Below are 27,000 nucleotides of genomic sequence, written 5' to 3' on the forward strand. Positions count from 1 at the left end.
CGGATCAGTCCCGGCCGGCCACCCGCCGGCCCGCCACCCAGGTGCCGAGGACTTCGATCGTGTCCAGGAAATCCGGGTCGACGGCGAACGGGTCCGCCGCGAGGTGCACGAAGTCGGCCACCATGCCCGGGGCGATCGCACCGCGCCGGCCCTCGTCCGCGGCCTGGTACGCCGCTCCCGCGGTGTAGGCCGTGAGCGCCTGTGCCACGGTGAGCCGCTCCTCCGGGCACCACGGCGGACTCGAACTCCCGGACCGCTTGCGGGTCACCGCGGTCCGCAGGCCGTCCAGCGGGCGGACCGAGCTCACCGGCCAGTCGCTGCCGAAGGACACCCGCGCTCCGCAGGCGTGCACCGTCGCCATGGCGTACTGGCGGTCCACCCGGTCGCCGATCAGCGGGCTGGTCAGGTTGGTCTGGAACTCGTCCCATTGCGCCCAGTACGGCTGGAAGTTGGCGATGGTGCCGGTCCGCGCCAACCTGGCCACGTCCGCCGGGTCCACCAGCTGCAGGTGGGTGATCGTCGGCCGGCGGTCCCACCACGCGTTGCCGTCCGCGACCCGTTCCACCGCGTCCAACGCGCTGCGCACCCCGGCGTCACCGATGGCGTGCACGTGGGTGCGCATCCCCGCGGCGTCGAAGACGGCCATCGCGGCGGCCAGTTCGGCCGGCTCCCACATCGGCATGCCGCGATCGCCGTCCTGGCCGCAGTAGCAGTCGAGCAGCGCCGCGGTGGCGCTCTCGATGATCCCGTCCGCGAAGAACTTCACGGTCCGGGCACGCAACCGGTCGCCGAGGCCCGCGGCCTCGACCCTGGCCCGCGCGGCCGCGATGACGGGCACCTGCTCCCGCCATTCGCGCGGATCGACGCGGAAAGCCAGGTCGAACCGGGTCGAAGTCTCGCCCGCGGCCACGGCGTCGAGGTAGGCGTCGACGACCCCGGACGTCACGTCGACCCAGGCGTCGAGGATCCAGGTGAGCCCGGCGGCGGCGCAGCGCGTGCTCGCCGAGGCGACCGCGCGGCGCAACGCCGCGGGCGAAGGCGGTGGCACCCGGTCGAGGACCAGGTCGCAGGCGCCCCACTCGAGCAGCGTCCCCAACGGCGATCCGTCGTCGCGGCGCACGATCCGGCCGAGCGCCGGATCCCGGGTGCCGGGCCCGATCCCCGCCGCCCGCAGCGCGGCGGTGTTGCACCACACCGTGTGGTAGTCGCTGGCCCGCAGGACCACCGGCCGATCCGGGACGACCGCGTCGAGCCAGCGGGCGTCGAAGTTCCCGTCCGCCGTGAGGGACCGATCGACGCTGGCCCCGACCACCCAGTCCGGACCCGGGTGGGCTTCGGCGAAGTCCCGGACCACCCGCACCACCTCGTCGACGGTCCGCGCGGCCCGCACCGCGGGACCGTCGTCTTCCAGCGCACCGAAGACGGGGTGGGCGTGACCGTCGCCGAAGCCGGGCAGCAGCGCACCCCCCGCCAGGTCGACGATCCGCGCGGCGGCGGGCAGCGGCTCGTCCCGGTCGACCACGGCGAGCACCACTTCACCGTCGACCAGGACGGTGGCGTCCCGCACCGCGCCGGCCCCGGTCCAGACCGCCGCGTTGGTGAACGCCGTCGTCATCACGCCTCCAGTCCGAGCCCTTCCGGGTCGACCGTCACCCGCCACAGGTGCCGGCTCCGGATCTCGGCCAGCCAGCGGACCCGCCGCACGTAGTCGCCGTCTCCGACACCCAGGTCCCGATCCGACGGCGGCGGTGGCAGCATCGCCTCCCGTTCGCCCGCACCACCGTCCCAGAACGGGGCGAACAGGTCCACCAGCGCCGCCTCCACCCGCGCGGCCACGGCGGCGTCGCGCTCCCGGACCTCCGCGACCAGCGCGTCGGTCCGCGCGATCATCTCCAGGTAGACCTCACGCGTGTAGCCGTCCGGGAAGTTGTGCATCTGCGGGAGCAGGAGCTGCTTGGCCTGGTAGGCCAGCGCGTGGAGGGTGGCCGCGGCGATCGCCGCCGCGGCGTGCCGGAGTTCGCCCCGGCGAAGGTGCGCGTCGGCGGCCACCCGCAACGCCAAGCAGAACATCTCGACGTCACCGACGCCGCGGGCGTATTCCAGCAGTTCGGTGAGTTCGCCGGGGGCGACCTCCCGGAGGTCGTACGTGACAGCGAGGTCGATCCGGTGCAGGCGCGCGTACCGGCGGTTCCAGTCGTTGTGCTCGCCCACGTACCACTCCGCCGCCTCGAGGTAGCGTTCCTCGGCGGCCTGGGGACTCGCACCGGAGTAGTGGAAGCACTCGGCGAGCAGGTGGGTGGCGAGGGCGAAGACCTGCCCGGCGTCGGTCACCTCGGCCGGCGGACCGGCCGGCTGCCACCCGGTGGTCCGCAGGTGGGTGAGGGCGTCGATCGCCCGGCGCCACACCGCGGGCTCGGCGGCCTTGCGCCACCCGCGGGGGTAGTTCTGGTGCAGCGCCGCCAGGCAGTCGAGCCATTCCACGTCCTCGTTGGTCCGCCGGATCTCGGCGCAGTAGCTCAGCAGGCTGGAGCAGAACCAGTGCGGGACTTTCCACTCGTACCAGAAGAATCCCTCCAGGTACCACCGGATGATCTTGCTGCGCGTCTCCGACCGCAGCCGCGGTTCGGCGTGGGCGACGTGGTGCACCCATTCGGAGAAGTACCGCCGGGCCAGGCCGCCTTCGAGCGCCGACCAGTGTGCGAAGGGATCGCCGGTTTCGGCGCCGGCGGCGTCGACGGCGGCCTGGTAGAAGTCCGCCGCGCGCCGGTGCAGCTCGGCCGGCCGCGCCGGGCCCTGCGCCCGCGCGCTCGTGCCGGCCACCCGCCGGACCAGTTCCGGCAGGCGCAGCGACGTCGGTGCGTGCGCGACGTCCGCCGACCGGGTCCGGGGGTCCCTCCCGAGTACGCCGGTTTCGACCAGCAGCGCGTCCACCAGCTCGTCCAGCACTGCCTCGGCCCGGTCGGGTGGCGTGCCGCCGGCGCCCAGCATGTGCACCGCGGCCGCCCGGTCGAACTCGCGAAGCACCGCGAGCTGCTCGAGCGCCGTCCGCAGTTCCCCGGGCAAGGCCGCCAGCACGTGGCCGAAGAGCTCGTCGAGCTCGAGCGGACCGGTCGGGACGACCGGGGGTCCGGCGGTCTCGCCGCGCGCCCGGGCCAGTCCTTCGGCCAGCACGCCGACGCCCCAGGCCAGCCGCCCCGTCACCAGGCACACGTGGTCGACGAGCGCCGGTTCCGCGCCCGCGCCGAGCCGCTGGGCGAGGTGCGCGGCGACGTCGTCGCGGGACAGCGGCCCCAGCCCGTGGCTGCGGAAGACGCGGCCGAGCACGGTGTCGGCGGCCGCGCCGCGGCGCGCGGCCACGACCCGCACGCCGTGGAGCGTGCGGACCAGCTCCAGCAGCCACGCCACGCCGCGCTTTTCGTCGAGGTGCTGCACGTCGTCGATCAGCAGGGCGACCCGGCGCCGGCGGCCGGCCCGCGTGATCGCCTCGACGACGTGGTCGCCGAGCGCGCGGTCGAGCACGCCGAGGTGGTCGCCCCACTGGATCTGCAGCCCCTGCGCGCCGTTGGCGTGCACGATCGCCCGGCCGGACGCCGAGATGGTCTGCTGCACCCGGATCGGCGCGATCTGGGCCTTGCGGGTCAGCGTCGCCGTGGCCTTGGCCAGCCGGGGGTGGCCGAACTGCTTCAGCTGCTCGCCGAGCTGGCGGGAGATGTCCAGTGTCTGCCGGAACTGGTCCAAGGTGCGGCCGATCCCGTCGCCGGGCCCCTCGCCCGGGGGAACGACCACCCGGAGGACGACGTACTCGCGGGCGATGAGCCGGTCTTCGAGCGAACCGAGCACCCGGGTCTTGCCCGCTCCGAACGGGCCGGTCACCAGCTGGGGGCACGTGTCGTCCTCGAGAATCGCCGCGACCGTGGTTTCCCGCGTCCGGGAAAGCAGTTCAGCCATCCGGGTCCTTCGCCCCGTCGTCACCGCGCACGACCTGGGCGCCGGGGGCGTCGATCGTCCCCTTCCCCCGGCCGGCGATCCGCTGGTCGACGCCGGCGGCCGGCGATCCGCTCGCTTGCTGGGCTCCCCGGGCCTTGACGACCGCGCTGCCCTCCGCCGTGATGACCTGGCGCGCGCCCGCGGCCGTGTTCCGGGTCCGGCCCACGTGCCACCCCAGCACCAGCCCCACGACGGCGACCACCAGCGCGGCGATGTTGAGGTAGACACCGATGACACTGGCCCATTTGTCCGCCGCATCCAGATCGCCACCGCGGAGCACGGCGGATACGACGACCAGAACCGCGGCGACGACGCAACCGCCACCGATGACGAGGAACCTCGCCGCATTCCGGGACATCGACGCCCTGCCGTCTGGTCGATCAATAATGGCGGATCACCGCGTTCGCCACTGCCGGAATCAGCGTACCCAGCAGGGGAACCACGTCAGCGACCTTTCGAGTGAACCTCGGCCGGGCCCATCAGGTCGGAAAAAATCAATCCCGGAAAACGGCGCTTTCCGACAAAGATCATTTGCCGGTTGCTTTCGATCGGCATTTTCTTTGCCGAGGTTTTCACCCGGCGCTAAGGCACCACTTCGCCCAGCCCGATCAGGTTGCCCTCGCTGTCGCGGAACCACGCGGCCCGCTCGCCGCTGCCCTTGCTCGGGTAGTTGCCGCGGATCTCCATGATCCCGCCGCGCATGCCCTCGTACTCCTCGAACACCACGCCACGCGAACGCAGCACCGCGACCGTCGATTCGAGGTCGTCGACGTAGAAGGCGACCTGCGTGAACGAACCGTCGGACGCCCCCGCCGAGGCATACAGGCAGAAGACGCCCGACGCACCTTCGTACCGCAGGCCGTTTTCGCGTTCCTCGACCGCCTCGAGCCCGAGCTTCTCCGCGTACCAGCGCCGGGCGCGAGCCAGGTCCTGGGTGGGGATGCGCGCTTCGATCCGGACGTTGTTCAGCATCACCCGATGGTAGGCGTCACCGCGATCGCCGGCTCCTCCAAAGAGCCGAAACAGAGTTGCCCCTGCCACTCGCGGACGCCCACCAGCATGTGAAAGCCGGGGATTTCGCCGCGGAACGCATGCACGACCCGGCCGTCCGCCGCAACGCCCAGCACGCCGACCTCACGACCCGGGCGGGGCTGCACCGACGCCGGCAGCCGCCGGATGCCCGCCCGCAGGAAGGCCGGCAGCCGGCGAACCACGTCGAGGGCCGCCACGCGCGGGGACGCCTGCGTGATCCAGATCAGGCCGTCCGTGCCCGTCGAGATGTTGTCCGGGAAGCCCCACAGGCCGTCGGCGAAGACGTCGGTCCGGCCGTCGCCGAGCCACACCCGCGACACGCTGAACGCGCCGGTTTCCGCCACCGCCACGAACGATTCGTCCGGGGCCAGCGCGACGCCGTTCGCGAACTGGAGGCCGTCCAGGAGCAGGTCGATCGAGCCGTCCGGTGACCGGCGCAGCAGCCGGCCGCCTGCCGTCTGCTCGATCAGGTCGTCGCGCCAGTGGTCGATGCCGAAGCGGCGGGACGAGTCCGTGAAGTAGATCGTCCCGTCGGAGGCCACCGCCGCGTTGTTGCAGAACACGAAGTCCAGGCCCAGTGCGGACGTGGCCAAGGCCGAGACCGCACCACCGGACAGGGGGGCCACCAGCAGCCCGGCCCGTGCGTCGCAGATCAGCAGCTCGTCCTCGCCGTACAGCTCGAGCCCGAGCGGGCGGCCGCCTGTGTCGGCGATGACGTCGATGTGCTGCCCGTCGGGCGACAGGCGCAGGATCCGGCCGTCGTCGACGCCGGTGTAGATCCGGCCCTCGCCGTCGACGACGACGTCCTCCGGGCCGTGGCCGTTCACCGGGTACAGCGTGACCTCGCCGAACTCCATCGAGCGTCTCCTACCGGTAGGTGAGCAGCGAGGCGGCGTCCGCCTCGAAGTGCGGGTGCTCGTTGAACGAAAGCAGTGTGACGCCGCCGCGCCCGGACACCAGCTTCGTGATCCCGCCGTTGACCGTGACGCGGTTGAGCTTGAGCAACCCTGCTTCGGGGGTGCCCATGAGCAGGCCGCAGATCGTCGCGATCACGCCGCCGGAGGTGAACACGACCGCGTGCTCCCCCTTGCCCAGCGACGCCACCAGGTCGCTCAGCGCGTCCCGGCACCGCGCCAGGAACGCGGGCCACGTCTCGGCGCACGGACCGTCGGCACCGGCCGACGTCCAAGCCGTCAGAGCCGCGTCCAGGACACCTTGGTAGGACCGCGAATCCTCCTGCGGGGCCCCGCCGGCGTGGTGGCGGGCGATGTCGACGTGGTCGTACTCGTTCCAGCGCGGGTCCTCGACCACCGGGACGTCACTGCCTAGCACCTTCAGCGCCGTAGCCGCCGTGTCGCGCTGCCGGGCCAGCGATCCCGACCGGACCTGGCTGAAGGAAACGCTGCGCCGCAGCAGTTCCGCACCGACCACAGTGGACTGTTCGAAGCCGCGGGGCGACAGTGCGTCGTAGTCGGCCGCGCCGAAGGACGCCTGCCCGTGCCGGACCAGATAGATGGCGCCCACTACACGCCCCCCTTCGCGATGATCTCGCGGCAGCGCCAGTCCAGGTACCCGACGAACTGCCAGAAGTCCTTGAACGCCGGGTTGCGGGTGGCGCCGTCGTGGTAGCGCCGGTACAGCTGCTGCAGCACCGCGGCGAGCCGGAACAGGCCGTAGACCTCGTAGAACCGCCAGTCGCCGATCGAAAGCCCGGTCTTTTCGGCGTAGCGCGCGACGAACTCCTCGCGGGTGAACATGCCGGGCAGGTGGGTCGGCTGGCGGCGGCTCGCGTGCATGACGTCGTCGTCGCCGGCCTGGACCCAGTATGCGAGCATGCTGCCCAGCTCCATCAGCGGGTCGCCGAGCGTGGCCATCTCCCAGTCGAGGACGCCGGTGATGTTCAGCGTCGACGGGCCGTCCAGCACCAGGTTGTCGAGCCGGTAGTCGTTGTGGATCAGGCAGATCTCGACCTCGCCGGGCTGGTTGGCCGCCAGCCACGCGCGCACCTCGGCGAAGTCGCCGACGTTGTCCGTGCGCGCCGCGACGTACCGCTCCGACCAGCCGCGGACCTGCCGCTCGACGTACCCGGCGCCCTTGCCGAGGTCGGTGAGCCCGGCCTTCCCGACGTCGACGGCGTGCAGGTCCACCAGCCGGTCGACGACCCTGCCGGACAGCTCGCGCGCCTGCTCCGGCGCCAGCGCCATCCCCGGCGGCAGGTCGCCGCGCAGGATCAGGCCGTCGAGCTTCTCCATGACGTAGAAGTCGCCGCCGAGCACGGCCGGGTCGTCCCCGAACGCCACCATCCGCGGCACGTACGGGAACACCGGCTTCAGCGCGTGCTGCACGCGGTATTCGCGCCGCATGTCGTGCGCCGACGCCGCTTTGCGCCCGGCGGGCGGGCGGCGCAGGATCAGCTCGCGATCGGCGTAGGTCAGCAGGTACGTCAGGTTGGACGCGCCGCCGGGGAACTGCCGGACGTGCGGCGGTTCGTCGCCGAGGCCCTCGACCTTCGCGCTCAGCCAGGCGTGCACCGCGGCGGCGTCGAAGGCGTCCTCCGCGCGGACCTCGACCGGGGCGTTCACGCGAACTTCCGCAGCAGCGCCGTCGGCACCACGCGCATGACGGCGCTCAGCGGCACCCACGGCCACGCCGGGGCGTAAGCCCGGGCGCGCTCGGCCTCGATCGCCTTGGCCAGCCCGCGGGCGCCGGTCTCGGCCTTGGCCAGCAAGGGGTTCCGGCCGATCCGGTCGTTCATCTCCGACTCGATGTAGCCGGGCCGGACGTCGGTGACGGCGATGCCCTGGCGCTTCAGCTCGAGCCGGGTGCCGTCGACGAACGCCGAGATCCCGGCCTTCGATGCGGCGTACGCGGTGAGCTTGCCCGGGAAGGGCCGGATCGCGCTGAACGACGAGATGACGGCGAGGTGGCCGGCGCCCTGCTCGCGGAAGATGCCGGCGGCGGCCTCGATCTGGGCGGCGGCCGCGACGAAGTTGACCTCGAGGGTCTGGCGGTTGGCGTCGAACCGGCCCGTGCCGACCGGCTGCCCCTTCCCGAGCCCGGCGTTCACAATCACCCGGTCGAGGGATCCGAGCTCGTCGCGGAATTCCGCGAAGACGGCGAACACGCGGTCGTGGTCGGTGACGTCGAGGGTGCGCGTGACGACCTGGATCCCGGGGTGCGCCGCGGTCAGCTCGGCCGCCAGCTTCTCGAGCCGCTCGGTGCGCCGCGCGCACAGCGCCAGATTGCGTCCCTTCGCGGCGAACTGACGGGCCATGCCCTCGCCCAGGCCGCTGCTGGCGCCGGTGATGAGGATGTTCTGCCGGAGCGTCATGTCCCGGATGCTACCCGGTGGTAACAAGACCGGTGGCCCGGCGCTGGGGGCGTCGCCGGGCCACCGGTCATCGCGCGGCCACACCGGCCGGTCGCACAACGCGGCCGGGTGAACCGGAGCCGGAACCGCTCTCGCGGCCGGTCGCGCCTGCGCCCGGGTGGGCCGTGAGGGGGAGGCGGAGCCACCGGCGCAGGCAAGTCATAAAAGCGCGTCGGCCCAGGCCGGGGCAATGGTTCACAGTTGCCAGTACTAGCCCGTTCGCCCGAGTGGGCGTCCCGGCGGTCCCGCCGAAGTGGGGCGCGGAGACCGGGCGGAAAACTGCTAACGTGCTCCGTGTCGGGGATCGTCGGGGGACGGCACGGGGCGGGTCGGGAATTCAGCGATGGCGGGCAGCGCGGCGGGTGACGGCCAGGAGAGCGGCCGTACCGAATTCGCCATCCGGCTGCGCGCGGCCATCGCCACCAGCGGGCTCTCGCTCGACCGGATCCAGGCGCGGCTGCGGGCCCGCGGCGTCGTCGTCAGCGTCACCGCGCTCAGCTATTGGCAGTCGGGCAAACGGCAGCCGGAGCGGCAGAGCTCGCTCTCGGCCGTCCGCACGCTCGAGGAGATCCTCGACGTCCCCGCCGGGTCCCTGCTCGGGCTGCTGCCCCCGCCCCGGCCCCGCGGCGGCGCCGGGAAGCGCCAGGCCGGCGGCGAGCCGATGTCGTTCCCGCGCGAGGTGCTGCAGCCGCTGCTGGAGAAGGTCGGGGCGCCGCACGCGCTCGACCGCCAGCAGCCGCTGAAGATGGTCGGGCTGCACGACCTGTGCGAGATCGCCGCGGACGGCGGGCAGCGGGCGGTGACCGCGCGGGCGGTGTTCCAGGCCGCCGCGGACGGCCAGGACCGCTGGCTGCTGGTCTACTCCCAGGACGACCCGGCGGCGGGCGTTCCCGAACTGCACGCGGTGCGCAACTGCCGGGTCGGCCGCGCCGAGACCGACGAGGCCCACGGCCTGCTCGTCACGGAGCTGCTCTTCGACCAGCCGATCAACCGGGGCGAGACGCACCTGATCGAGTACACCCTGACCAACAGCGGGCCGCCGTACCCGGAGTGCCGCAACACCCACTACCGCGAGTTCCGCCGCCCGGTGCGGGAGTACCTGCTGGAGGTCCGCTTCGCGCCGGGGACCGCGCCCGGCCGTTGCTGGCAGTACTCCCGCGGCGGCGCGAACGGCACCCTCGCCCGCCGCCCCCTGAAGCTCGACGGCGCGGACGGCGTCCACGCGGTGACGTTCGACTTCGGCCCCGGCGTCTTCGGCATCGACTGGGACTGACCTTCAGTTGAGGCGAGCCGCCGCGATCGAGGCGAGTTCCGTGCGGTTCGCGATGCCCAGCTTCGCGTACACGTGCGCCAGGTGCGTCTTCACCGTGCCGCGGCTCATGAACAGCCGGGTGCCGATCTCCGGGTTCGTGCAGCCCTCCGCCGCCAGCTTCACCACCTCGAGCTCGGTCGGCGTCAGGCTGCCCCAGCCGCTCGACGGCCGGCCGCGGGTGCCGCGGGTCCGGCGCACGAACGCGACCACGTCGTCGAGGGTCATCGCCGGTTCGGAGGTCGCCAGGCCGAGAGTGTCCAGCTCCGCCTGCGCAGACGGACGGCGAGGAACCCCCAGCTCGGCCCGGGCCTGCGAAGCCGACACGAGCACGCGAGCGGCGTCGGCCTCGCGGCCGGCGCGGGCGAGCAGCGTCGTCAACGCGTCGAGGCTGTTGAGGACGCCCAGCCGGAGGCCGTGGTCGAGGCGCAGGCTCAAAGCTTCGTGGTGCAGTTCGGCCGCCTGCTCCGGCTCCGCCAGGTATCCCTGCTGGTCCAGGGCGTCGGCCAAGGGCGACGGCAGGAACCAACCGCGGGTGAGCTCGACGGCGGTGGCCAGCACCTCCGTGGCCTCCTCGGTACGGCCGAGCGCGCGCAACAGAGCGCCGCGTTCGGCCAGGCCCTGCGCAGCCAGGTACGTCCCCGGCACGGGTTCGCGCTCGAACCAGCGCAACGCGGTTTCGCACTCGCCTCGCCGCCAATGCAGCTCGCCGAGCACGCCGGCCATCCCCGGGACGAAGACGTCACCCGCCGTCTCGAGCAGCCGCAGGAACGGCTCCATCACACGGAACCCGGCGTCGACGTCGCCGGCCGCGCAGTGCACCAGCGCCAGGCGGCACAGCGTCGTGTTGACGCGGTGGAAGTCGCCGAGCGGCGCAGCCACCTCGACGGCCTGCCGGGCGAGTTCCCGCGCCCGCGGCAGGTCCGCCGCGGCGAGCGCGATCCCGGACCGGACACTGAGGACGGTCGACGCGAGGCCGCGATCGCCCCGGCGCAGCAGTCCTTCGGCCGCCTCGTCGAGCAGTGGCGCCGCTTCGTCGTGGCGGTCGCGGGCGAACCGGACGATCCCGCGCAGCATCAACGCGCTGTCCCGCGCGAAGCCGTCTCCGGCGTCTTCGGCGACCTTCCCGGCTTCGACGGCGACGTCCCAAGCGGTGTCCAGGTCCGTGTACACGTGGCCGAGGGCGGTCAGGGAGAGGCACCGCGCACGCAGGCCCGTTTCGCCGAGTTCGGTGGCGAGGTCCAGGCCGCGCCGCGCGGCTTCGACGTCGAACGGCGCGGTCGTGTCCGCCACCAGGCCCATCCCGGTCAGCAACCGGGCCTGCAGCGGGGTCCGGTCGTCCGGGCACCGGGCGACCGCGCGCCTGAGGTACTGGAGGCCTTCGTGGCCGCGTCCGTGCAGGTTCCACAGCCACGCGACGGCGGCTGCGAGCCGGCGGCCCCGGGCCGGATCTTCCTGCGCCAGCCCCCATTCCAGGGCCGCGCGCAAGTTGTCGCGCTCGGGCTCGACCCGCGCCCGCCAAGCGTCCTTGTCGCGGTCGAGGTCGGGCTCGGCGGCTTCGGCCAGCGCCAGGTAGAAATCGAGGTGGCGGTCGCGGACGGCGGCGGTCTCCCCCGCCTCGGCCAGCCGGGCCGCCGCGTACTCGCGGAGGGTTTCCAGCAGCCGGTACCGGCCGTCTTCGGCCAGTACCAAGGACTTGTCGACGAGCCGGCCGAGCGCGGGCAGCACGGCCGGGCCGCCCGCCGCGTCCAGGGTGAACCCGCCGGCGAACACCGCCAGCCGCCGGAACACGACGCGGTCCTCCTCGTCGAGCTGGTCGTGGCTCCAGGCGAGGGAGCCTTCGAGCGTCCGCTGCCGCGCCGGCGCCCCGCGCGGGCCGCGGGTGAGCAGAGCGAACCGGTCCTCGAGACCGGCGTCGATCTGGTGCGGGGCCAGGGTTCCGAGCCAGGCCGCGGCCAGCTCGACGGCCAACGGGATGCCGTCGAGCCGCGTGCAGATCGACCGGACGGCGGCCGCGCTGGAGGCGTCCAACGTGAACAGCGGCCGGACCGCGCCCGCGCGTTCGACGAACAGCGCGACGGCCTCCTCGACGGCCAGCGGCGGCACCCGCCAGACCGTCTCCCCCGGCACGCCCAGTGGCTCCCGGCTGGTCGTCAGCACCGCGGCTTCCGGGCAGGAGCGCAGCAGTTCGACCGCGATTTCGGCGGCGCCGTCGAGGACGTGCTCGCAGTTGTCGAGGCAGAGCAGCACGCGCCGGTCGCACAGCTCCGTCGCGACCGAGCGCGCCGCGCCGATCCGGGGCTCCACCGGCACTCCGAGCGTCGCGGCCACCTGCTCGGCAACGTCGGTCACGGCGTCCAGCTCCACCCACCAGACGCCGTCGGGCCACTCGGTGCTCGCGGCGACCTGCGCGGCCAGCCGCGTCTTGCCGCTGCCGCCGGGGCCGGCCAGCGTCACCAGCCGCGCCCCGGCGAGCTGCCGCCGGACGTCGCGGACCTCGGTGTCACGGCCGACGAACCCGGTCAGCTGCACCGGGAGGTTGTTCGGGACCGTGTCGAGCGAGCGCAGCGGCCCGGGTGTCCCGCCGAGTTCGAAGATCCGCTCGGGCGCGGTGAGGTCCGGCAGGCGGTGGACGCCGAGGTCGTGCAGCGTGACGGCGTCCCCGAGGGCCGCCGCGGTGCGGGCCGAGACCAGGATCCGGCCGTCTCCGGCCAGCGCGCGCAGGTGTTCGCAGCGGCGGACGGCGGGGCCGGTGGGCGTGCCGTCGTCGCGGATCAGCACGTCCCCGGTGTGCACGGCCGCCGGGCCGCCGGCCAGCGCCGCGAGCGCCTCGTCCGGGGTCGCGAAGAGGGCCGGGGCGGCATCGCCGGCGCAGAGGATCGTGACCGTGCCGGCCGGCAGGAGTTTCGTCGCAGTCATGGCCCGGCCAGTCTGCCAGCGGATCTCGGCCAGGTGGCCGATGTTGCGCTACCCGGCGCCTGCGACCTTCGAACAGTGGAGACGTTCGAGGAACTGCTGGCCCGCTGGCGGGACGCCGACGCCGGCGGCGACACCGAGGCGCTGGCACCGCTGCTGGCCGACGGCTTCCGCGGCGACGGCCCGGCCGGGCGCGTGCTCGGCAAGGCCGGCTGGCCCGGCCGCGTCCCGGCGGGCGCCTTCCGGTGGACGCGCCTGCAGGTGACGCCCTCGGTCGGCGTCGCGACCGGGCACCGCGACGGAGTGGCCTGCACGGTGGTCGCCGAGCGCCGCGACGGGCGCTGGCTGGTCGTCAACGTGCAGCGGGGGTCATGAATCGCTTTTCGGGGGTCCGGGTGGCGAAGCCCCCGGCCCGAGGCGAAGCCTCGATTGTCACTGCAATTTGGTGCGCAGCACCTTCCCGGTCGCGTTGCGCGGCAGCTCGTCCAGGAACTCGACGTCTCGCGGCACCTTGTAGCGGGCCAGGTTCGCCTTGACGTAGTCGCGGATCTCGTCGGCGTCCAGTTCCGCGCCCTCGGCCCGGACCACGAACGCCTTGAGCCGCTGCCCGAACTCGGGGTCCTCGACGCCGATCACCGCCGCCTCGATCACGTCTTCGCGCTCGACCAGCAGGTTCTCCACCTCGATCGGGAACACGTTCTCGCCGCCGGAGACGATCATCTCGTCGTCGCGGCCGTCGATGAACAGCAGGCCGTCTTCGTCGAAGTGGCCGACGTCGCCGCTGGAGAGCAGGCCGTCGATGATCTCCTTGTGCCGGCCGTCGGTGTAGCCGCCGAAGCTGAGCCCGCTGCCGACGAACACGCGGCCGGTCACGTTCGGCTCGGTGATCTTGCCGCCCTTGGCGTCGTACAGGGCCACCTTGCAGCCGACCGGCGCGCGGCCGACCGTGCCCGGGGCCTTCGCCCAGTCCTCCGGCGTCGCGACCGTCGCCACCGCGACCTCGGTCGAGCCGTAGAGGTTGTGCACGACCGGGCCGAACGCCTCGTTGGCCCGGTTGCCGAGGTCCGGCGACAGCGCCGAGCCGGCGACGAAGATGATCCGCAACGCCGAAGTGTCGTACTTCTGCCGGACCTCCTTCGGCAGGTCGACGATGCGCTGCAGCATGGTCGGCACCAGCACGAGCGCGGTGCACTTGTGCTCGGCGACGCCGCGCAGCGCCTCTTCGGGGTTGAACTTGCGCCGCATCACGACCTTCGAGCCGAGCGCGAAGGACAGGATGAACTGGGACAGGCCGGTGCCGTGGAACAGCGGCGCGCCCATGTAGGTGGCCTCGTTCGACCGCAGCGGGATCCGGTCGAGGAACTGCGCCGACGCCAGTGCGGAGGTGTGCGGCCGCGGCGCGCCCTTCGGCGTCCCGGTGGTGCCGCTGGTCAGCAGCACGAACCCGCCGGGTTTGGCCGGCGCGGGCCACGGCCGGTCGTCGGTGCTGGCGATGATTTCGTCGAGCACCGGGACGGTCCGGTCGGTCAGGTCCGAGCCCGGCTCGACCCAGGCGAGGTAGCGGTCGACGCCGTCCGGGATCGCGTCGAGCAGGCCGGTGAACTCCTGGTCGTAGACGAGCGCGGTGACGCCTTCGCGCTGGGCCACGTCGGCCAGCTGCGGCTTCGCGAACCCGGTGTTCATCAGCAGCAGCCGGACGCCGAGCTTGCCCGAGGCGGCCATCGTGAGGACCAGGCCGCGGTGGTCGCGGCAGAGTGCGGCGACGACCTGGCCGGGGCGGATGCCGCGCTCGGACCAGGCCCTGGCCAGCGCGTTCGACTGGTCGTCGAGCTGCTTGTAGGTGAGCGGGCCGAGCTCGTCGACGATGCCGACGGCGGCCGGGTCGCGGCGGGCGGAGATGTGGTTGGCGCCCGCGAACGGGCCGAACTTCCGCAGCGCGACCAGCGAGCGGACGCCTTCGTCGAGCCGGGGGAAGGGGACGAGTCCCGCCCGCCGCATCACGTCGACGCTGCGCGCCGTCTCGGCCACCTTGTCCGCCACCTGCGCTGCGAGCGCGACCAGGCTCATCCGGGCACCTCCGTTGCTGCGGGGAAGAGTGAGGCTTGTTCGGGTTAGACCGCTGCGCCCCACACGTGAACCGCCGGGTAGCTCGGACGTCATGCAGCGGGCGACGGCTGAACAAGCCTCATCGCCCACGCCGACGGCGGGCGTACCGGCGGTATGGGAGCTACCGGAGAGTAAACCAACCGTAGGCCGAACGCACCAGCCCGCGAGCGGGCGGAAACTGCCGGTGGTGGTCGGCGTCGAGCGGAAACTGTCGGTGGTGGTCGGCATGATGTCCGGGTGCAGGTGATCGCGGGACGGGAGGAGGACGGGAGCTTCACCGTGCACACGCCGTCGGACACGGTGTCCGGCCTGGACGAGGCGGCTTTCGCGGGGCTGGCGCGGGAGCTGGAGGCGTCGACGGCGCCGCGATGGGTGTTCCCGTCGGTGGAGCGGACGTACCCGGTGCTGCTGGCAGCCGGGCTGCGGGTGCGGCGCTGCTACGACCTCGAACTGGCCGAGGGGCTGCTGCTGGCGTACGAGGGCGCGGAGGAGCAGTCTCGGAGCCTGCGCGCGGCCTGGGCCAGGGCAAACGGCGAAGAACCGCCGGCGGACTCGTCGGCCGTCGAGCTGGCGCAGCCGACGCTGTTCGAGACCCGCGTGCCGACGTTGCCCGAGGGCGTGACGGTCGTCACGGCGGTGCGGCGCGTCCTCGTGGAGCAGGAGCGGCGGGTGGCGGCGACCGAGCACCCGGACCGGATGCGGCTGCTGCTGGCCGCGGAGTCGGCGAGCGCGCTGGCCGCCGCGGAGATGTCGGCCGACGGCCTGCCGTGGCGCGCCGACGTGCACGAGGCACTGCTGGCCGCACGGCTGGGGCCGCGCGTGCCGGCCGGGCAGCGGCCGAAGGCGCTGGTCGAGCTGGCGGCGAAGATCAGCGAGGCCTTCGGCGGCCGGCCGGTGAACCCGGACTCGCCGCCGAGCGTGGTCCGGGCGCTGGCCCGCGCCGGGATCGAGGTGCCGGCGGCGCGAAAGTACCTGCTGAAGGGGATCGACCACCCGGCGGTCGGGCCGTTGCTGGAGTACAAGGAGCTGTCGCGGCTGTTCACCGCGAACGGCTGGGCGTGGCTCGACGAGTGGGTCGCCGACGGCCGGTTCCGCCCGCACTACGTGGTCGGCGGGGTGGTGTCCGGGCGGTGGGCCAGCCGCGGCGGCGGGGCGCTGCAGATCCCGAAGGTGCTGCGCACCTGCGTGCGCGCGGACTCGGGCTGGAAGCTGGTGGTGGCGGACGCGGCCCAACTGGAGCCCCGGGTGCTCACGGCGCTGTCGGGCGACCGGCGGCTGGCCGACGTCGCGGCGGCGACGGACCTGTACGCGCGGCTGGGCGAGGCGTTGTTCTCCGGCGCCCGCTGGGTGCCGGCCGCGGACGACGACCGCGACGACCGGGCGCGCGCGAAGATCGCGATGCTCTCGGCGATGTACGGCGGCACGTCCGGCGAAGCGGGCCCGTTGCTGGGGTTGCTGCGGCAGCGTTTCCCGGACGCGGTGTCCTATGTGGAGCATGCGGCGCAGGCGGGCGAGCGCGGCGAGCGGGTCCGGTCCCGGCTGGGCCGCACGTCCCCGGCGCCCTCGGCGGCGTGGCGGGCGTTGACGGGCGGGCTGGCGTCGGACGAAGCGGCGGAGCTGAAGGCCCGCCGGGCCTCCCGCGGCTGGGGCCGGTTCACGCGCAACTTCGTGGTCCAGGCGAGCGCGGCGGACATGACGGCGGTGATGCTGGCGACCCTCCGCACCCGCCTGCCCGCCCCGGCCCACCTGGTGTTCTTCCAGCACGACGAGGTGATCGTCCACACCCCGGCGGCCCTGGCTCCCGAGGTGTCGTCCGCCATCACGGACAGCGTGACGGAGGCCGCCCGGATGCTGTTCGGCCCGGCCTGCCCGGTCCGCTTCCCCATGCAAACCGCCGAGGTCGACACCTACGCCGACGCGAAGTAGCCCCAACTGCCCGAACCCGGACGGACGACACGCGTACCCAGGTGGACGACACGACCTGGCTGCCCGGCCTGCAGCGTGTCGTCCGTCCAGGTACGCGTGTCGTCCGTCCAGGTACGCGTGTCGTCCGTCCAGGTACGGCGGGTTACGGGAACATCGGGAGGGTTTGCGTCCCGACGTCCTGGTTCGGCAGGGTCCTCCCCGGGTTGCCGCGGAAGTCGGTCCAGGCCGGGTGCAGCCGGAAGTCCGCGCCGACCGCGGTCGCCGTGTAGTCGCCGATGAACACGCCCTGGAGTTCCTTGCCCGTCTCCGCGCCCGTCGACACGAACTGGACCTGCGGGTTCGCCGTCTGCGTCGTGATCCGGCGGAGCGGGGACAACCGGTCGCCCCAGCCGGTGGCGTACGCGTAGTCGAGGCCGATGCCGTTCGGGTCGTACGCGCGCGTGTAGGACGTGACCGCGACGCGCCCGGCCAGGGCCGCGACCGCCGGGAACACCTCGTCCGCGCCGGTGCCGATCTTCACCGGCTTCGACCAGCTGTGCCGGCCGTCGGACCCGCTCAGGAACGCGTCGCCGTTCGTCTTCACCGACTCGCCGTCGCGGTAGGTGCCGTTGCGGTCGTCGGCCCAGGTCACCCACAGGTGATCGGTCACGCGGTCGTAGGTCAGCTGCGGGAAGCTGTTGACCCGGAAGTTCTCGCCGGTCAGCGCGTTGTTGGCGACGTCTTCGTCGACCGGGAAGTCGAAGTCGAGCCCCACCTCGGCGTGCCGGAAGGTCCGGCCGCCGTCGCGGGAGGTCGCCACGACGACCGCGTCGTGGTCGGCGGGCTGGTCGCACGCGGCCGTCGCGCACACCGACGTCTCGTAGGCGACCTGGAGCGTCCCGTCGCGGGTGACCACCGGGTTCGAGCCGCTGCCGAACGGCGTGATCCCGCCGGGGAACCCGGTCAGCGACGGCGAAATCCGGCGCATCGGCGACCACGTCCGGCCGAAGTCGCGCGACTTCGACAGCACGATCGGCGACTCGGTGAACGCACCGGTCGCGTCGTAGGTGAACTGCGTCCAGGTCACGTAGACGTCGCCGGACACGGGGTCGGCGGCGATCCACTCCTTGTCGTTGAAGATGTTCGTGGGCGTCGCCGTGCCGGCCGGGGTGACGCCGTCGAGGTGCAGGATCGCCGGGTCGCCGAAGCTGCGGCCGCCGTCGTGGGACACCGACACGGCGATGCCGCTGGCGAGCTGCTGGTCGTCCGGCACCGCGGCGCGGCTGAACACGAGCGTCGCGTAGTAGACGGTGTTGTGCGGCCCGAAGGCGATGGCCGGGTCGCCGGCGGCGTCCATGTAGGACAGTGGCGCGGCCGCCCCGGTCGGGAAGTCGAGGTGCGGGAGCTGGACGTTCGCCCAGGTCCGGCCGCCGTCGAACGAGGTGTAGGCGAAGCCGCCGGAGTCGTTGCGGGACTCACGCGTGTTGTACAGCCGGTAGTCGTTCGCCCCGGCGACGATGTTGCGCGGGTTCTCCGGGTTGACGGCGATGGTGGTCTCGTTCTGCGCCGTGCTGCAGCCGGTCTGGCTGCCGGTCGGCACGATGGTGTCGCCGTCGATGACGTCGGTGTTCGGCGCGAGCGGCCGGTACGGGTTCGGCTTGCCGATGTAGGTCTGGCAGAGCGCGGACAGCGCGGGATTGTCGCCGTCCTCCTCTTCCCCTTCGGCGAACTGCTCCTTGAGCAGCGGATTCGGCACGTCGTGCCGAGCCTCCGCGGCGATCTTGTGCTTGCCGGCGTGCGGAACCACGGGCAGCGGCGAGCCCCCGGTGGCGGCGTGCGCGGTGGGCGCGAAGAGCAGCGGCAGAAGAAGCGCGGTACAGACGGCGAAAATTCTTCGCCTGGCGGACGAAACACCCAAGGACATCGGAAAGCCCTTTCCCAGGAAGGTCTCCAGCCGACCCAGGCTTGACGTCCATCCGGCCGCGGTCAACCGACGGAAGTTCGAAGCCGGACATTCCCGGCGTCAGGCCAGGGCGTCGTCCAGGGCCTTCGTGATCCGCTTCAACGACACCGGGTGCGCCGTCCCCAGTGTCTGGGCGAAGAACGAAACCCGCAGCTCCTCGATCATCCACCGCACCTCGCGCAGCTCCGGGGACGACGTTCCCGGTGGCAGCGAAGCCAGCGCGTCGGCGTACTCGCCCTGGATCCACGCGATGTCCGCCGTGCGCTGCAGGTCGCGCGTCGGCTCCGAAACCAGCTTCTCCAGCCGTCGGGAAATTCCCTGCAGGTACCGGACCACGTTGCGCAGTCGCGAAGCGCCCGTCTCCGTCACGAAACCCGGATACACCAGCGCCGTCAGCTGGGCCCGGATGTCCGCCAAGGACTCCGCCGGGCCGCGCGACGAGGACAGCTGCACCTCGACGTCGTTCGCCGCGCGCAGGATCTTCTCCACCTCGGTCAGCACGTCCAGCACCGCCGGGTGCAAGCCCGCCCGGACCTTCTCCAGCAGCACCTTGAAGCCGGTCTCGTCGAACGCCGGGCCGCCGCCCGCGGCCATCAGGGCGTCCACCGCGCAGTCGACGCAGTCCTCGAGCAGCGCCGCCACGCTGCCGTGCGGGTTCCGGTTGAGCACCAGCTTCGACGAATTGGACAGCGACCGCGTGATGAACTTCATCGGCGAGTTCAGGTTCAGCCGCAGCATCCGCCGGGTGCCCGCCCACATCGCGTGTTCCTGCTGGGCCGGCGTGTCCAGCAGCCGCACCGCCACCGTCGCGCCCTCGTCCACCAGCGCCGGGTACGCCTTGACGTCGTGCCCACGCTGGTGCGAGGAGAACACCTCCGGCAACGAACCGAACGACGGCTTCGTCAGGCCCGCCTTCTCCAGGGTGTTGGCCGCCTTGGAGATCGTCTCGCGGACCTTCGGGGCCAGGCGGCGCTGCAGCTCCGCCACGTCCTTGCCCTCGGCCACGCGGCGACCCCGCTCGTCGACCACCCGGAACGTCATCTTCAGGTGCTCCGGCACCGAAGACAGGTCCCAGTCCGCGTACGGCACCGTGATCCCGCGCAGGGCACGCAGCTCGCGGCCGAGCACCTCCAGCAGCGGACCGTCCGAAGGGGACACTCGCGAAAGGACTTCCCGGGCCGTGTCCGGCGCCGGGACGAAGTTGCGGCGCACCGCCTTCGGCAGCGACTTGATCAGCTGCGTGACCAGTTCCGCCCGCAGCCCCGGCACCTGCCAGTCGAACCCGTCCGGCGTCACCTGGTTGAGCACCGGCAGCGGGATGTGCACGGTGACGCCGTCGGCGTCCGCGCCCGGCTCGAACTGGTAGGTCAGCTTGAAGACCTGCGTGCCCTGCGTCCACGAGTCCGGGTAGTCGCCCTCGCGGACGCCGCCGGCGGACTCGTTGATGAGCATGGACTTCTCGAACGACAACAGGTCGGGTTCGGTGTGCCGGGCCTTCTTCCACCAGCTGTCGAAGTGGCGCACCGACACGACGTCCGCCGGGACCCGCGCGTCGTAGAACTCGTACAGCGTCTGGTCGTCGACCAGGATGTCACGCCGCCGCGCGCGGTTCTCGAGGTCTTCGACCTCCTCCAGCAGCGCCCGGTTCTCGGCGAAGAAGTGGTGCCGCGTCTGCCAATCGCCCTCGACCAGCGCGTGCCGGATGAACAGCGCCCGCGACAGCTCCGGGTCGATCCGGCCGTAGTTGACGCGGCGGTCGGCGATCAGCGGGACGCCGTACAGCGTCACCTTCTCGATCGCCATCACCGCGCCCTGCTTGCGTTCCCAGTGCGGCTCGGAATAGGACCGCTTGACGACGTGCCCGGCCAGCGGCTCCACCCACTCGGGTTCGATGCGCGCGTTGACCCGCGCCCACAGCCGCGACGTCTCGACCAGCTCCGCCGACATCACCCAGCGCGGCTGCTTCTTGAACAGCGCCGAGCCCGGGAACACGCCGAACCGGGCGCCGCGCGCGCCGAGGTAGTCGCCCTTCGCCGGGTCCTTGAGCCCGATGTGCGAGAGCAGCCCGGCGATCAGCGACGTGTGCACGCGCTGCGGGTCGGCCGGGGCCGTGTTCGTGTTCAGCGAGATGCCGAGCGGCTTGGCCAGCTGACGCAGCTGGCTGAAGATGTCCTGCCACTCGCGCAGCCGCAGGTAGTTCAGGTACTCGGTGCGGCACATGCGCCGGAACTGGTTGCCGGACAACGCCTTCTGCTGCTCGGCGACGTACTCCCAGAGGTTCAGGTAGGCCAGGAAGTCCGACGTCGGATCGGCGAACCGCGCGTGCTGGGCGTCCGCGGCCTGCTGCTTCTCGGCCGGCCGTTCCCGCGGGTCCTGGATGGACAGTGCGGCCGCGATGATCATCACCTCGCGGACGCAGCCGTTGCGGGCCGCCTCCAGCACCATCCGGCCCATCCGCGGGTCGACCGGCAGCTGCGCGAGCTTGCGTCCGATGTCGGTCAGGCTGCGATCGGACCCGGAACCGCCCGGCGCGAACGCGCCCAGCTCCTGCAGCAGGCCGACGCCGTCGGCGACCTGGCGGCGGTCCGGCGGTTCGACGAACGGGAACGCCGCGATGTCGCCGAGGCCCAGCGACGTCATCTGCAGGATGACCGAGGCGAGGTTGGTCCGCAGGATCTCCGGATCGGTGAACTCGGGCCGCGCCTCGAAGTCCGCTTCGGAGTAGAGCCGGATGCAGATGCCGTCCGACGTCCGGCCGCAGCGGCCCTTGCGCTGGTTCGCCGACGCCTGCGACACCGGTTCGATCGGCAACCGCTGCACCTTGGTGCGGTGGCTGTAGCGGGAGATCCGCGCGGTGCCCGGGTCGACGACGTACTTGATGCCCGGCACGGTCAGCGACGTCTCGGCGACGTTGGTCGCGAGCACCACCCGGCGCCCGGTGTGGGACTGGAAGATGCGCTGCTGCTCGGCCGACGAAAGCCGCGCGTACAGCGGCAGCACCTCGGTGTTGCGGAGGTTCGCCCGGTTGAGCACGTCGGCGGTGTCGCGGATCTCGCGCTCGCCGGACAGGAACACCAGGATGTCGCCGGGGCCCTCGGCGCACAACTCCTCGACGGCGTCGAGGATGCCCTGGGTCTGGTCGCGCTCGTCGGCGTCTCCGGAGCCTTCGGGAGCTGCCGGATTTTCGGGGTCGACGAGCGGCCGGTAGCGCACCTCGACCGGGTACGTCCGGCCGGAGACCTCGACGATCGGCGCGTCGTCGAAGTGCTTCGAGAACCGTTCCGGGTCGATCGTCGCCGAGGTGATGATCACCTTGAGGTCGGGGCGGCGCGGCAGCAGCTGCTTGAGGTAGCCGAGGATGAAGTCGATGTTGAGGCTGCGCTCGTGGGCCTCGTCGATGATCAGCGTGTCGTACTGGCGCAGCGACCGGTCGGTCTGGATCTCGGCCAGCAGGATGCCGTCGGTCATCAGCTTGACCAGCGTGTCCTGCCCGGACTGGTCGGTGAACCGCACCTTGTAGCCGACGGTCTCGCCGAGCTCGGTCTTCAGTTCGCTCGCGATGCGGTCGGCGACCGTGCGCGCGGCCAGCCGCCGCGGCTGCGTGTGCCCGATCTGGCCGCGGATGCCGCGCCCGAGCTCCAGGCAGATCTTCGGCAGCTGGGTGGTCTTGCCCGAGCCGGTCTCCCCCGCGACGATCACGACCTGGTGCTTGTCGATGGCGGCGGCGATCTCGTCCTTGAGCTTGCTGACCGGCAGCTCGGCGGGGTACTCGATCTTGGGCACGCTTTCGCGCCGCGACCGCAGGCGCAGCTCGGCGGCGTCGACGTCGGCGGCGATCCGCGCGAGGGCGCTGTCACGGTCACGGGCTTTGCGGGCGCCCTCGAGCCGGCGGCGCAGCCGCTGCTCGTCACGCGGCATGAGCTCGGGCAGGCGCGCTCGCAGCGCGTGGAAGGGGGATGGCTCGGACATTCTTGGTCCAAGGATAGCCGTGGGTGACCGACCGGGCTTCCGAATATCCCCGCCGCGTGACCGACCAGACATCGACCCGGCCCCGAGCGCCCCAATGTGGCCTTCGGTGCGTTCAACGCACCGAAGGCCACATTGGGTGCGTTGAACGCAACCAAGGCCACATTGGGGCGCTTTGGGCTCAGCCGGGCTGGCCGGGCTGCTGCGGCGGCTGGACCGGCGCGTGCTGCTCCGCCGTCTTGGCCCGGCTCAGCGCCACCGAGCCACCGATCAGCGCGAGCCCGGCCACGCCGAGGACGATGCCGAACACCGGCTGCATGTCGGTGGCCCAGGACAGGATCCGGAACTCGTAGTCGAACTGCTCGAGGACGAGCGTGCCGAACCCGAGCACGGCGCACAGCACGCCGATCCGCATCATGATCGAAGACATGGGAAACCCCCTGGTGAAAGGAACGATGGAACCACCGGTCCGTCCCCGAGCGGCCGTGGCGAGGCAGAACCGTAGCGGCCCTCGCCCGCGCTGTCGCCCGAGTTCCCGATTCGTTACCTCACGTCCGCTGCAGCGAGTCCGGGCCCAGGTCGGCGAGCGTGCGGTGGCCGGACAACCCCATGGTCAGGTCGAAGTCCGCCAGCAGGCTGCGCAGGACGTGGCGCACGCCGTCCTCGCCCGCGTGGGCCAGGCCGTACACCCACGGGCGGCCGACCAGCACCGCCCGGGCGCCCAGGGCCAGTGCCTTGAGGACGTCGGAGCCGGTGCGGACGCCCGAGTCGAACAGCACCTCGATGCGGTCGCCGACCGCGGCGACGATGCCCGGGAGGGCCTCCAGGGCACCGAGCGCGCCATCGACCTGGCGGCCGCCGTGGTTCGACACCACGACGCCGTCCATGCCGGCCTCGGCCGCGCGGCGCGCGTCGGCGACGTGCTGGATGCCCTTGAGCACGATCGGGCCGTCCCAGTGCTCGCGCAGGAACGGCAGCTGGTCCCACGTCCGGTCGGTGCCGGTGAGCATGCCGATCCACCGCAGGATCGCCATGTTCGGGTCGTCTTCCGGCGACTTCTCCAGCAGGCCGCGGAACACCGGGTCGGTGAACGGGACGGCGCAGCCTTCGCCCTTCAGGAACGGCAGGTACGCCTGGTCCAGATCGGACGGTCGCCAGGCCAGCGTCCACGTGTCGAGGGTGACGACCAGCGCGGTGTAGCCCGCGTTCTTCGCCCGCGTCAGCAGGCTCGCGCAGACGTCGTTGTCGCCCGGCCAGTACAGCTGGAACCACCGCGGGCCGTCGCCGCCGGCCGCCGCGACGTCCTCGATGCCGGTCGAGGACGCCGTGGACAGGGTGAACGGCAGTCCGACCGACGCGGCGGCGCGGGCGGTCGCGGACTCGGCGTCCGGGTGGACGATCGACTGGACACCCACCGGGGCGAGGGCCACCGGCGCGGGCAGCCGGGTGCCGAGCACCGTCGTGGCCAGGTCGCGGTCCGTGGCGCCGGTCAGCATCCGGGGCACGACGCGCCAGCGGTCGAACGCCTCGCGGTTGGCCCGGGCGGTCGCGCCGGAGCCGGCCGCGCCCGCGACGTAGGAGAACGGCCCGGGTGCCATGACCTCGCGGGCCGACGCCTCGAGCTTCGTCGCGTCGGTCGAGCACGGCGGCAGCCGACCACCGAGTCCCTGCAGGTAGATCTCGTTCTGGTAGCTGCCGAAGCGTTCGGTCACGGTGGCCTCCTCGCGGTCGAGGGGGCACTGTACCCGCCGGTAGTTCACCCGGCGCCGGGAACTGACCGGCGGGTAACCTGAGCCCGCCGACGTCCCTTCGAAGGAGCTGCCATGCGCGCGTACGACGTGGTCCTGTTCGGCGCCACCGGGTTCACCGGCGGCCTGACCGCCGAGTACCTGGCCCGCCACGCCCCGGCCGACCTGCGCTGGGCGCTGGCCGGGCGCAACCGCGGCAAGCTCGAGGCCGTCCGGACGCGGCTGGCGGAGATCGACGACCGGTTCGGCGCGCTCGACCTGCTCGTCGCCGACTCCGGCGACCGCGCTTCCCTGGTGGCCGTCGCGGAGGCCACGAAGGTGGTGATCACCACCGTCGGCCCGTACCTGACGCACGGCGAACCGCTGGTGGCCGCGTGCGCCGAAGCGGGCACCGACTACGTCGACCTGACCGGCGAACCCGAGTTCGTCGACCGGATGTACCTGGCGCACGACCGGCGCGCCCGCGAGACCGGCGCGCGGCTGGTGCACGCGTGCGGGTTCGACTCGATCCCGCACGACCTCGGCGCCTGGTTCACCGTGCAGCAGCTGCCCGAAGGCGTGCCGCTGCGGGTCGACGGCTACGTCCGCGCCGGCGGGATGCCCTCGGGCGGCACGTTCCTCAGCGCGCTGACCATCATGTCCCGGCTGCCGGCCGGGGCCCGCGTCGCGAAGGAACGCGCGGCGACCGAGCCGCGGCCGGCGGGCCGGTTCGCCCGCGCCCCGCTCGGACGCCCGCACCGGGTCGCCGAGCCGGGCTGGTGGGCGGTGCCGCTGCCGACGATCGACCCCGACGTCGTCCGCCGGTCGGCGGCTGCGTCCGAGCGCTACGGGCCGGACTTCACGTACCGGCACTTCGCCGCGGTGAAGCACCTGCCCGTGCTGGCCGGCGGTGTGGCCGGGGCGGGTGCCCTGCTCGCCGCGGCGCAGGTCCCGCCGGCCCGGCGGGCGCTGTCGCGGTTGCTGGCGCCCGGCAACGGGCCGAGTCCCGAGCGGCGCGCGCGGTCGTGGTTTTCGGTGCGGTTCCTCGGCGAAGGCGGCGGCTCGCGGGTGGTGACGGAGGTCTCGGGCGGCGATCCGGGCTACGACGAGACGGCGAAGATGCTGGCGGAGTCGGCCCTCTGCCTGGCGACCGACGACCTCCCGGAGACGGCGGGCCAGGTGACCACGGCGACCGCGATGGGCGGTGCGCTCGTGGACCGGCTCACCAAGGCGGGCATCCGCTTCACGACGTTGTGATCTCGCAGTCGGTGATCTCGTAGTCGGCTTCGCGGAACTCGCCCACCCGCGAGCGCAGCCGCCCGGTGGAGAACGGCCAGCTGAAGCTGTTGCGCCCGTTGACGTCCGTGTAGTAGCTGGAGCAGCCGCCGGACTGGTAGACCGTGCCCGGCAGGGCCGCCTGGACCTCCGCGTTGAACGCCGCCTGCACCTCCGGGCGGACCGAAAGCGACGTCCCCGGCGACCGCAGCGTCCGGGTCACCGCCGCGACCGTGTGCCGCAGCTGGGCCTCGACGATCGTGAACGCCGACGAGTGCCCGGTGCCGAGACTCGGGCCCAGCAGCAGGTACAGGTTCGGGAACCCGGCCACCGTCGTCCCCGCGTACGCCTGCGGGCTGCCCTTCCAGTGGTCGTCGAGGCTGCGGCCCTCGGCGTCGAACACGCGCGCCGACACCGGCATGTCGAGGATGTGGAAGCCGGTGCCGAAGATGATCGCGTCGACCTCGGCGACCGTACCGTCCGCGCCCAGCACGCGGCGGCCCTCCACCGCCCGCACCGCCGTCGGATGGACGTCCACAGTGGACTCCGTCAGGGCGCGGTAGTACGTGTTGGACATCAGCAGGCGCTTGCAGCCGAGCGTGTAGTCCGGCGTGAGCACCTTGCGCAGCACGGGATCCCGGACGGACCGGCGCAGGTGGGCGAGCCCGATCTTCTGCACCTGCCGCAGCAGCCACGGGTGCCGGAAGCCGAAGCCGAGCGTCTCCATCAGGCCGTACTCGGCGGCGCGCAGGGCCCCTTGCAGGGCCGGGAACCGCCGCAGGAGGAACCGCTCGGCGCCCGCGACGGGGTGGTCCGGCTTGGGCAGCACCCACTGCGCGGTGCGCTGGAACAGGTGCAGCCGCCCCACCCGGGGCACGATCTCCGGGACGAACTGGACCGCGGACGCGCCGGTGCCGATCACCGCGACCCTCTTGCCCGTCAGGTCGTAACCGTGGTTCCAGCGCGCGGAGTGGAAGACCTCGCCGGGGAAACCGGCGAGCCCCGGCAGGTCCGGGATCAGCGGTTCGTGCCAGGGACCGGTGCCGGCGACCAGGATCCGCGCGGTGCAGGGCCCCTGCGACGTCTCGAGCTCCCACCGGGACTCCCGGGCGTTCCACTGCGCGCGCGTCACCTCGACGCCGTAGCGGATCTTCTCGGTGACGCCGAAGCGCGCGGCCGTGTCCTGCAGGTAGGCCCGGATCTCGGCCTGGCCGGCGAACGCGCGCGTCCACTCCGGATTGGGCGCGAACGAGTAGGAGTACAGCGCGGACGGGACGTCGCAGGCGCAGCCGGGGTAGGTGTTGTCGCGCCAGGTCCCGCCGAGCGCGCCGGCCTTCTCCAGCACGGCGAGGTCACCGACGCCGGCCTGGGAAAGGCGGATGGCGGCACCCAGGCCCGATGCCCCGGCACCGACGACGAGGACGGCGAAGTCGCGTTGTTCCAT

General features: G+C 72.6%; 19 protein-coding genes. 4 read left to right on the top strand and 15 right to left on the bottom strand.

The window, feature by feature from the left end:
* Positions 1-4 precede the first annotated feature (4 nt).
* The 8 genes from ISP_RS35790 to ISP_RS35825 form a co-directional block, all read right to left on the bottom strand.
* Positions 5-1,615, bottom strand: coding sequence for an amidohydrolase (locus ISP_RS35790; protein ID WP_013228735.1), 1,611 nt, complete (start codon positions 1,613-1,615; stop codon positions 5-7).
* On the bottom strand, positions 1,615-3,948 hold the full coding sequence (locus ISP_RS35795) for an AAA family ATPase (protein ID WP_013228736.1): 2,334 nt from the start codon (positions 3,946-3,948) through the stop codon (positions 1,615-1,617). Before ISP_RS35795 ends, ISP_RS35790 begins: the two co-directional genes overlap by 1 nt.
* Positions 3,941-4,345 (bottom strand): hypothetical protein, encoded by a 405-nt coding sequence (locus tag ISP_RS35800; protein WP_013228737.1) that lies wholly within the window; start codon positions 4,343-4,345, stop codon positions 3,941-3,943. The genes ISP_RS35795 and ISP_RS35800 overlap by 8 nt, the downstream gene beginning before the upstream one ends.
* A gap of 224 nt (positions 4,346-4,569) precedes the next feature.
* A complete protein-coding gene (locus ISP_RS35805) occupies positions 4,570-4,959 on the bottom strand; it encodes a VOC family protein (RefSeq protein ID WP_176742210.1) in 390 nt (129 codons plus the stop codon).
* The gene (locus tag ISP_RS35810; RefSeq protein WP_013228739.1) at positions 4,959-5,876 is read right to left on the bottom strand and encodes an SMP-30/gluconolactonase/LRE family protein; all 918 of its coding nucleotides are present in this window, start codon (positions 5,874-5,876) and stop codon (positions 4,959-4,961) included. Before ISP_RS35810 ends, ISP_RS35805 begins: the two co-directional genes overlap by 1 nt.
* Before the next feature lie 10 nt (positions 5,877-5,886).
* A complete protein-coding gene (locus ISP_RS35815; RefSeq protein ID WP_013228740.1) occupies positions 5,887-6,543 on the bottom strand; it encodes a histidine phosphatase family protein in 657 nt (218 codons plus the stop codon).
* A complete protein-coding gene (locus ISP_RS35820) occupies positions 6,543-7,601 on the bottom strand; it encodes a phosphotransferase family protein (protein ID WP_013228741.1) in 1,059 nt (352 codons plus the stop codon). The genes ISP_RS35815 and ISP_RS35820 overlap by 1 nt, the downstream gene beginning before the upstream one ends.
* Positions 7,598-8,350, bottom strand: a complete 753-nt coding sequence (locus ISP_RS35825; RefSeq protein ID WP_013228742.1) for an SDR family oxidoreductase — start codon at positions 8,348-8,350, stop codon at positions 7,598-7,600. The genes ISP_RS35820 and ISP_RS35825 overlap by 4 nt, the downstream gene beginning before the upstream one ends.
* Positions 8,351-8,732: 382 nt before the next feature.
* On the opposite strand from ISP_RS35825, the gene ISP_RS35830 reads away from it, so the two are divergent.
* Positions 8,733-9,662, top strand: coding sequence for a hypothetical protein (locus ISP_RS35830; RefSeq protein ID WP_013228743.1), 930 nt, complete (start codon positions 8,733-8,735; stop codon positions 9,660-9,662).
* Between the two features lie 3 nt (positions 9,663-9,665).
* Here ISP_RS35830 and ISP_RS35835 read toward each other — a convergent pair whose 3' ends face one another.
* Positions 9,666-12,617: a helix-turn-helix transcriptional regulator gene (locus tag ISP_RS35835; RefSeq protein WP_013228744.1), complete on the bottom strand. Its 2,952-nt coding sequence runs from the start codon at positions 12,615-12,617 to the stop codon at positions 9,666-9,668.
* 75 nt (positions 12,618-12,692) lie between these two features.
* Between ISP_RS35835 and ISP_RS35840 the strand changes: the two genes are divergently transcribed.
* Positions 12,693-12,989, top strand: a complete 297-nt coding sequence (locus ISP_RS35840) for a nuclear transport factor 2 family protein (protein WP_013228745.1) — start codon at positions 12,693-12,695, stop codon at positions 12,987-12,989.
* Positions 12,990-13,046: 57 nt separating this feature from the next.
* On the opposite strand, the gene ISP_RS35845 is transcribed toward ISP_RS35840, so the two are convergent.
* On the bottom strand, positions 13,047-14,681 hold the full coding sequence (locus ISP_RS35845; RefSeq protein ID WP_013228746.1) for an acyl-CoA synthetase: 1,635 nt from the start codon (positions 14,679-14,681) through the stop codon (positions 13,047-13,049).
* Positions 14,682-14,957: 276 nt separating this feature from the next.
* Between ISP_RS35845 and ISP_RS35850 the strand changes: the two genes are divergently transcribed.
* Positions 14,958-16,646, top strand: coding sequence for a bifunctional 3'-5' exonuclease/DNA polymerase (locus ISP_RS35850; RefSeq protein WP_013228747.1), 1,689 nt, complete (start codon positions 14,958-14,960; stop codon positions 16,644-16,646).
* 142 nt (positions 16,647-16,788) lie between these two features.
* On the opposite strand, the gene ISP_RS35855 is transcribed toward ISP_RS35850, so the two are convergent.
* The 4 genes from ISP_RS35855 to ISP_RS35870 all read right to left on the bottom strand — a co-directional run bounded on the left by ISP_RS35855 (position 16,789) and on the right by ISP_RS35870 (position 24,266).
* Entirely contained in the window at positions 16,789-18,549 is a 1,761-nt protein-coding gene (locus tag ISP_RS35855) for a sialidase family protein (RefSeq protein ID WP_013228748.1), read from the bottom strand.
* Between the two features lie 99 nt (positions 18,550-18,648).
* Entirely contained in the window at positions 18,649-22,557 is a 3,909-nt protein-coding gene (gene hrpA, locus ISP_RS35860; RefSeq protein ID WP_013228749.1) for an ATP-dependent RNA helicase HrpA, read from the bottom strand.
* Between the two features lie 178 nt (positions 22,558-22,735).
* Positions 22,736-22,984, bottom strand: coding sequence for a hypothetical protein (locus ISP_RS35865; RefSeq protein ID WP_013228750.1), 249 nt, complete (start codon positions 22,982-22,984; stop codon positions 22,736-22,738).
* Between the two features lie 118 nt (positions 22,985-23,102).
* Positions 23,103-24,266, bottom strand: a complete 1,164-nt coding sequence (locus tag ISP_RS35870; protein WP_013228751.1) for a lactate 2-monooxygenase — start codon at positions 24,264-24,266, stop codon at positions 23,103-23,105.
* 111 nt (positions 24,267-24,377) lie between these two features.
* Here ISP_RS35870 and ISP_RS35875 point away from each other — a divergent pair, with 111 nt between their 5' ends.
* On the top strand, positions 24,378-25,538 hold the full coding sequence (locus ISP_RS35875; protein ID WP_013228752.1) for a saccharopine dehydrogenase family protein: 1,161 nt from the start codon (positions 24,378-24,380) through the stop codon (positions 25,536-25,538).
* On the opposite strand, the gene ISP_RS35880 is transcribed toward ISP_RS35875, so the two are convergent.
* Positions 25,525-27,000, bottom strand: a complete 1,476-nt coding sequence (locus ISP_RS35880; protein ID WP_013228753.1) for a flavin-containing monooxygenase — start codon at positions 26,998-27,000, stop codon at positions 25,525-25,527. The genes ISP_RS35875 and ISP_RS35880 overlap by 14 nt on opposite strands.

It is taken from the genome of Amycolatopsis mediterranei, from assembly GCF_026017845.1.
Classification (GTDB): Bacteria; Actinomycetota; Actinomycetes; order Mycobacteriales; family Pseudonocardiaceae; genus Amycolatopsis; species Amycolatopsis mediterranei.

Coding starts and splice junctions, on each gene's coding strand:
- ISP_RS35865 (WP_013228750.1), bottom strand. CDS start 22,984: ATGTCTTCGATCATGATGCGGATCGGCGTGCTGTGCGCCGTGCTCGGG.
- hrpA (WP_013228749.1), bottom strand. CDS start 22,557: ATGTCCGAGCCATCCCCCTTCCACGCGCTGCGAGCGCGCCTGCCCGAG.
- ISP_RS35800 (WP_013228737.1), bottom strand. CDS start 4,345: ATGTCCCGGAATGCGGCGAGGTTCCTCGTCATCGGTGGCGGTTGCGTC.
- ISP_RS35805 (WP_176742210.1), bottom strand. CDS start 4,959: ATGCTGAACAACGTCCGGATCGAAGCGCGCATCCCCACCCAGGACCTG.
- ISP_RS35835 (WP_013228744.1), bottom strand. CDS start 12,617: ATGACTGCGACGAAACTCCTGCCGGCCGGCACGGTCACGATCCTCTGC.
- ISP_RS35845 (WP_013228746.1), bottom strand. CDS start 14,681: ATGAGCCTGGTCGCGCTCGCAGCGCAGGTGGCGGACAAGGTGGCCGAG.
- ISP_RS35855 (WP_013228748.1), bottom strand. CDS start 18,549: ATGTCCTTGGGTGTTTCGTCCGCCAGGCGAAGAATTTTCGCCGTCTGT.
- ISP_RS35795 (WP_013228736.1), bottom strand. CDS start 3,948: ATGGCTGAACTGCTTTCCCGGACGCGGGAAACCACGGTCGCGGCGATT.
- ISP_RS35830 (WP_013228743.1), top strand. CDS start 8,733: ATGGCGGGCAGCGCGGCGGGTGACGGCCAGGAGAGCGGCCGTACCGAA.
- ISP_RS35790 (WP_013228735.1), bottom strand. CDS start 1,615: ATGACGACGGCGTTCACCAACGCGGCGGTCTGGACCGGGGCCGGCGCG.
- ISP_RS35875 (WP_013228752.1), top strand. CDS start 24,378: ATGCGCGCGTACGACGTGGTCCTGTTCGGCGCCACCGGGTTCACCGGC.
- ISP_RS35825 (WP_013228742.1), bottom strand. CDS start 8,350: ATGACGCTCCGGCAGAACATCCTCATCACCGGCGCCAGCAGCGGCCTG.
- ISP_RS35810 (WP_013228739.1), bottom strand. CDS start 5,876: ATGGAGTTCGGCGAGGTCACGCTGTACCCGGTGAACGGCCACGGCCCG.
- ISP_RS35880 (WP_013228753.1), bottom strand. CDS start 27,000: ATGGAACAACGCGACTTCGCCGTCCTCGTCGTCGGTGCCGGGGCATCG.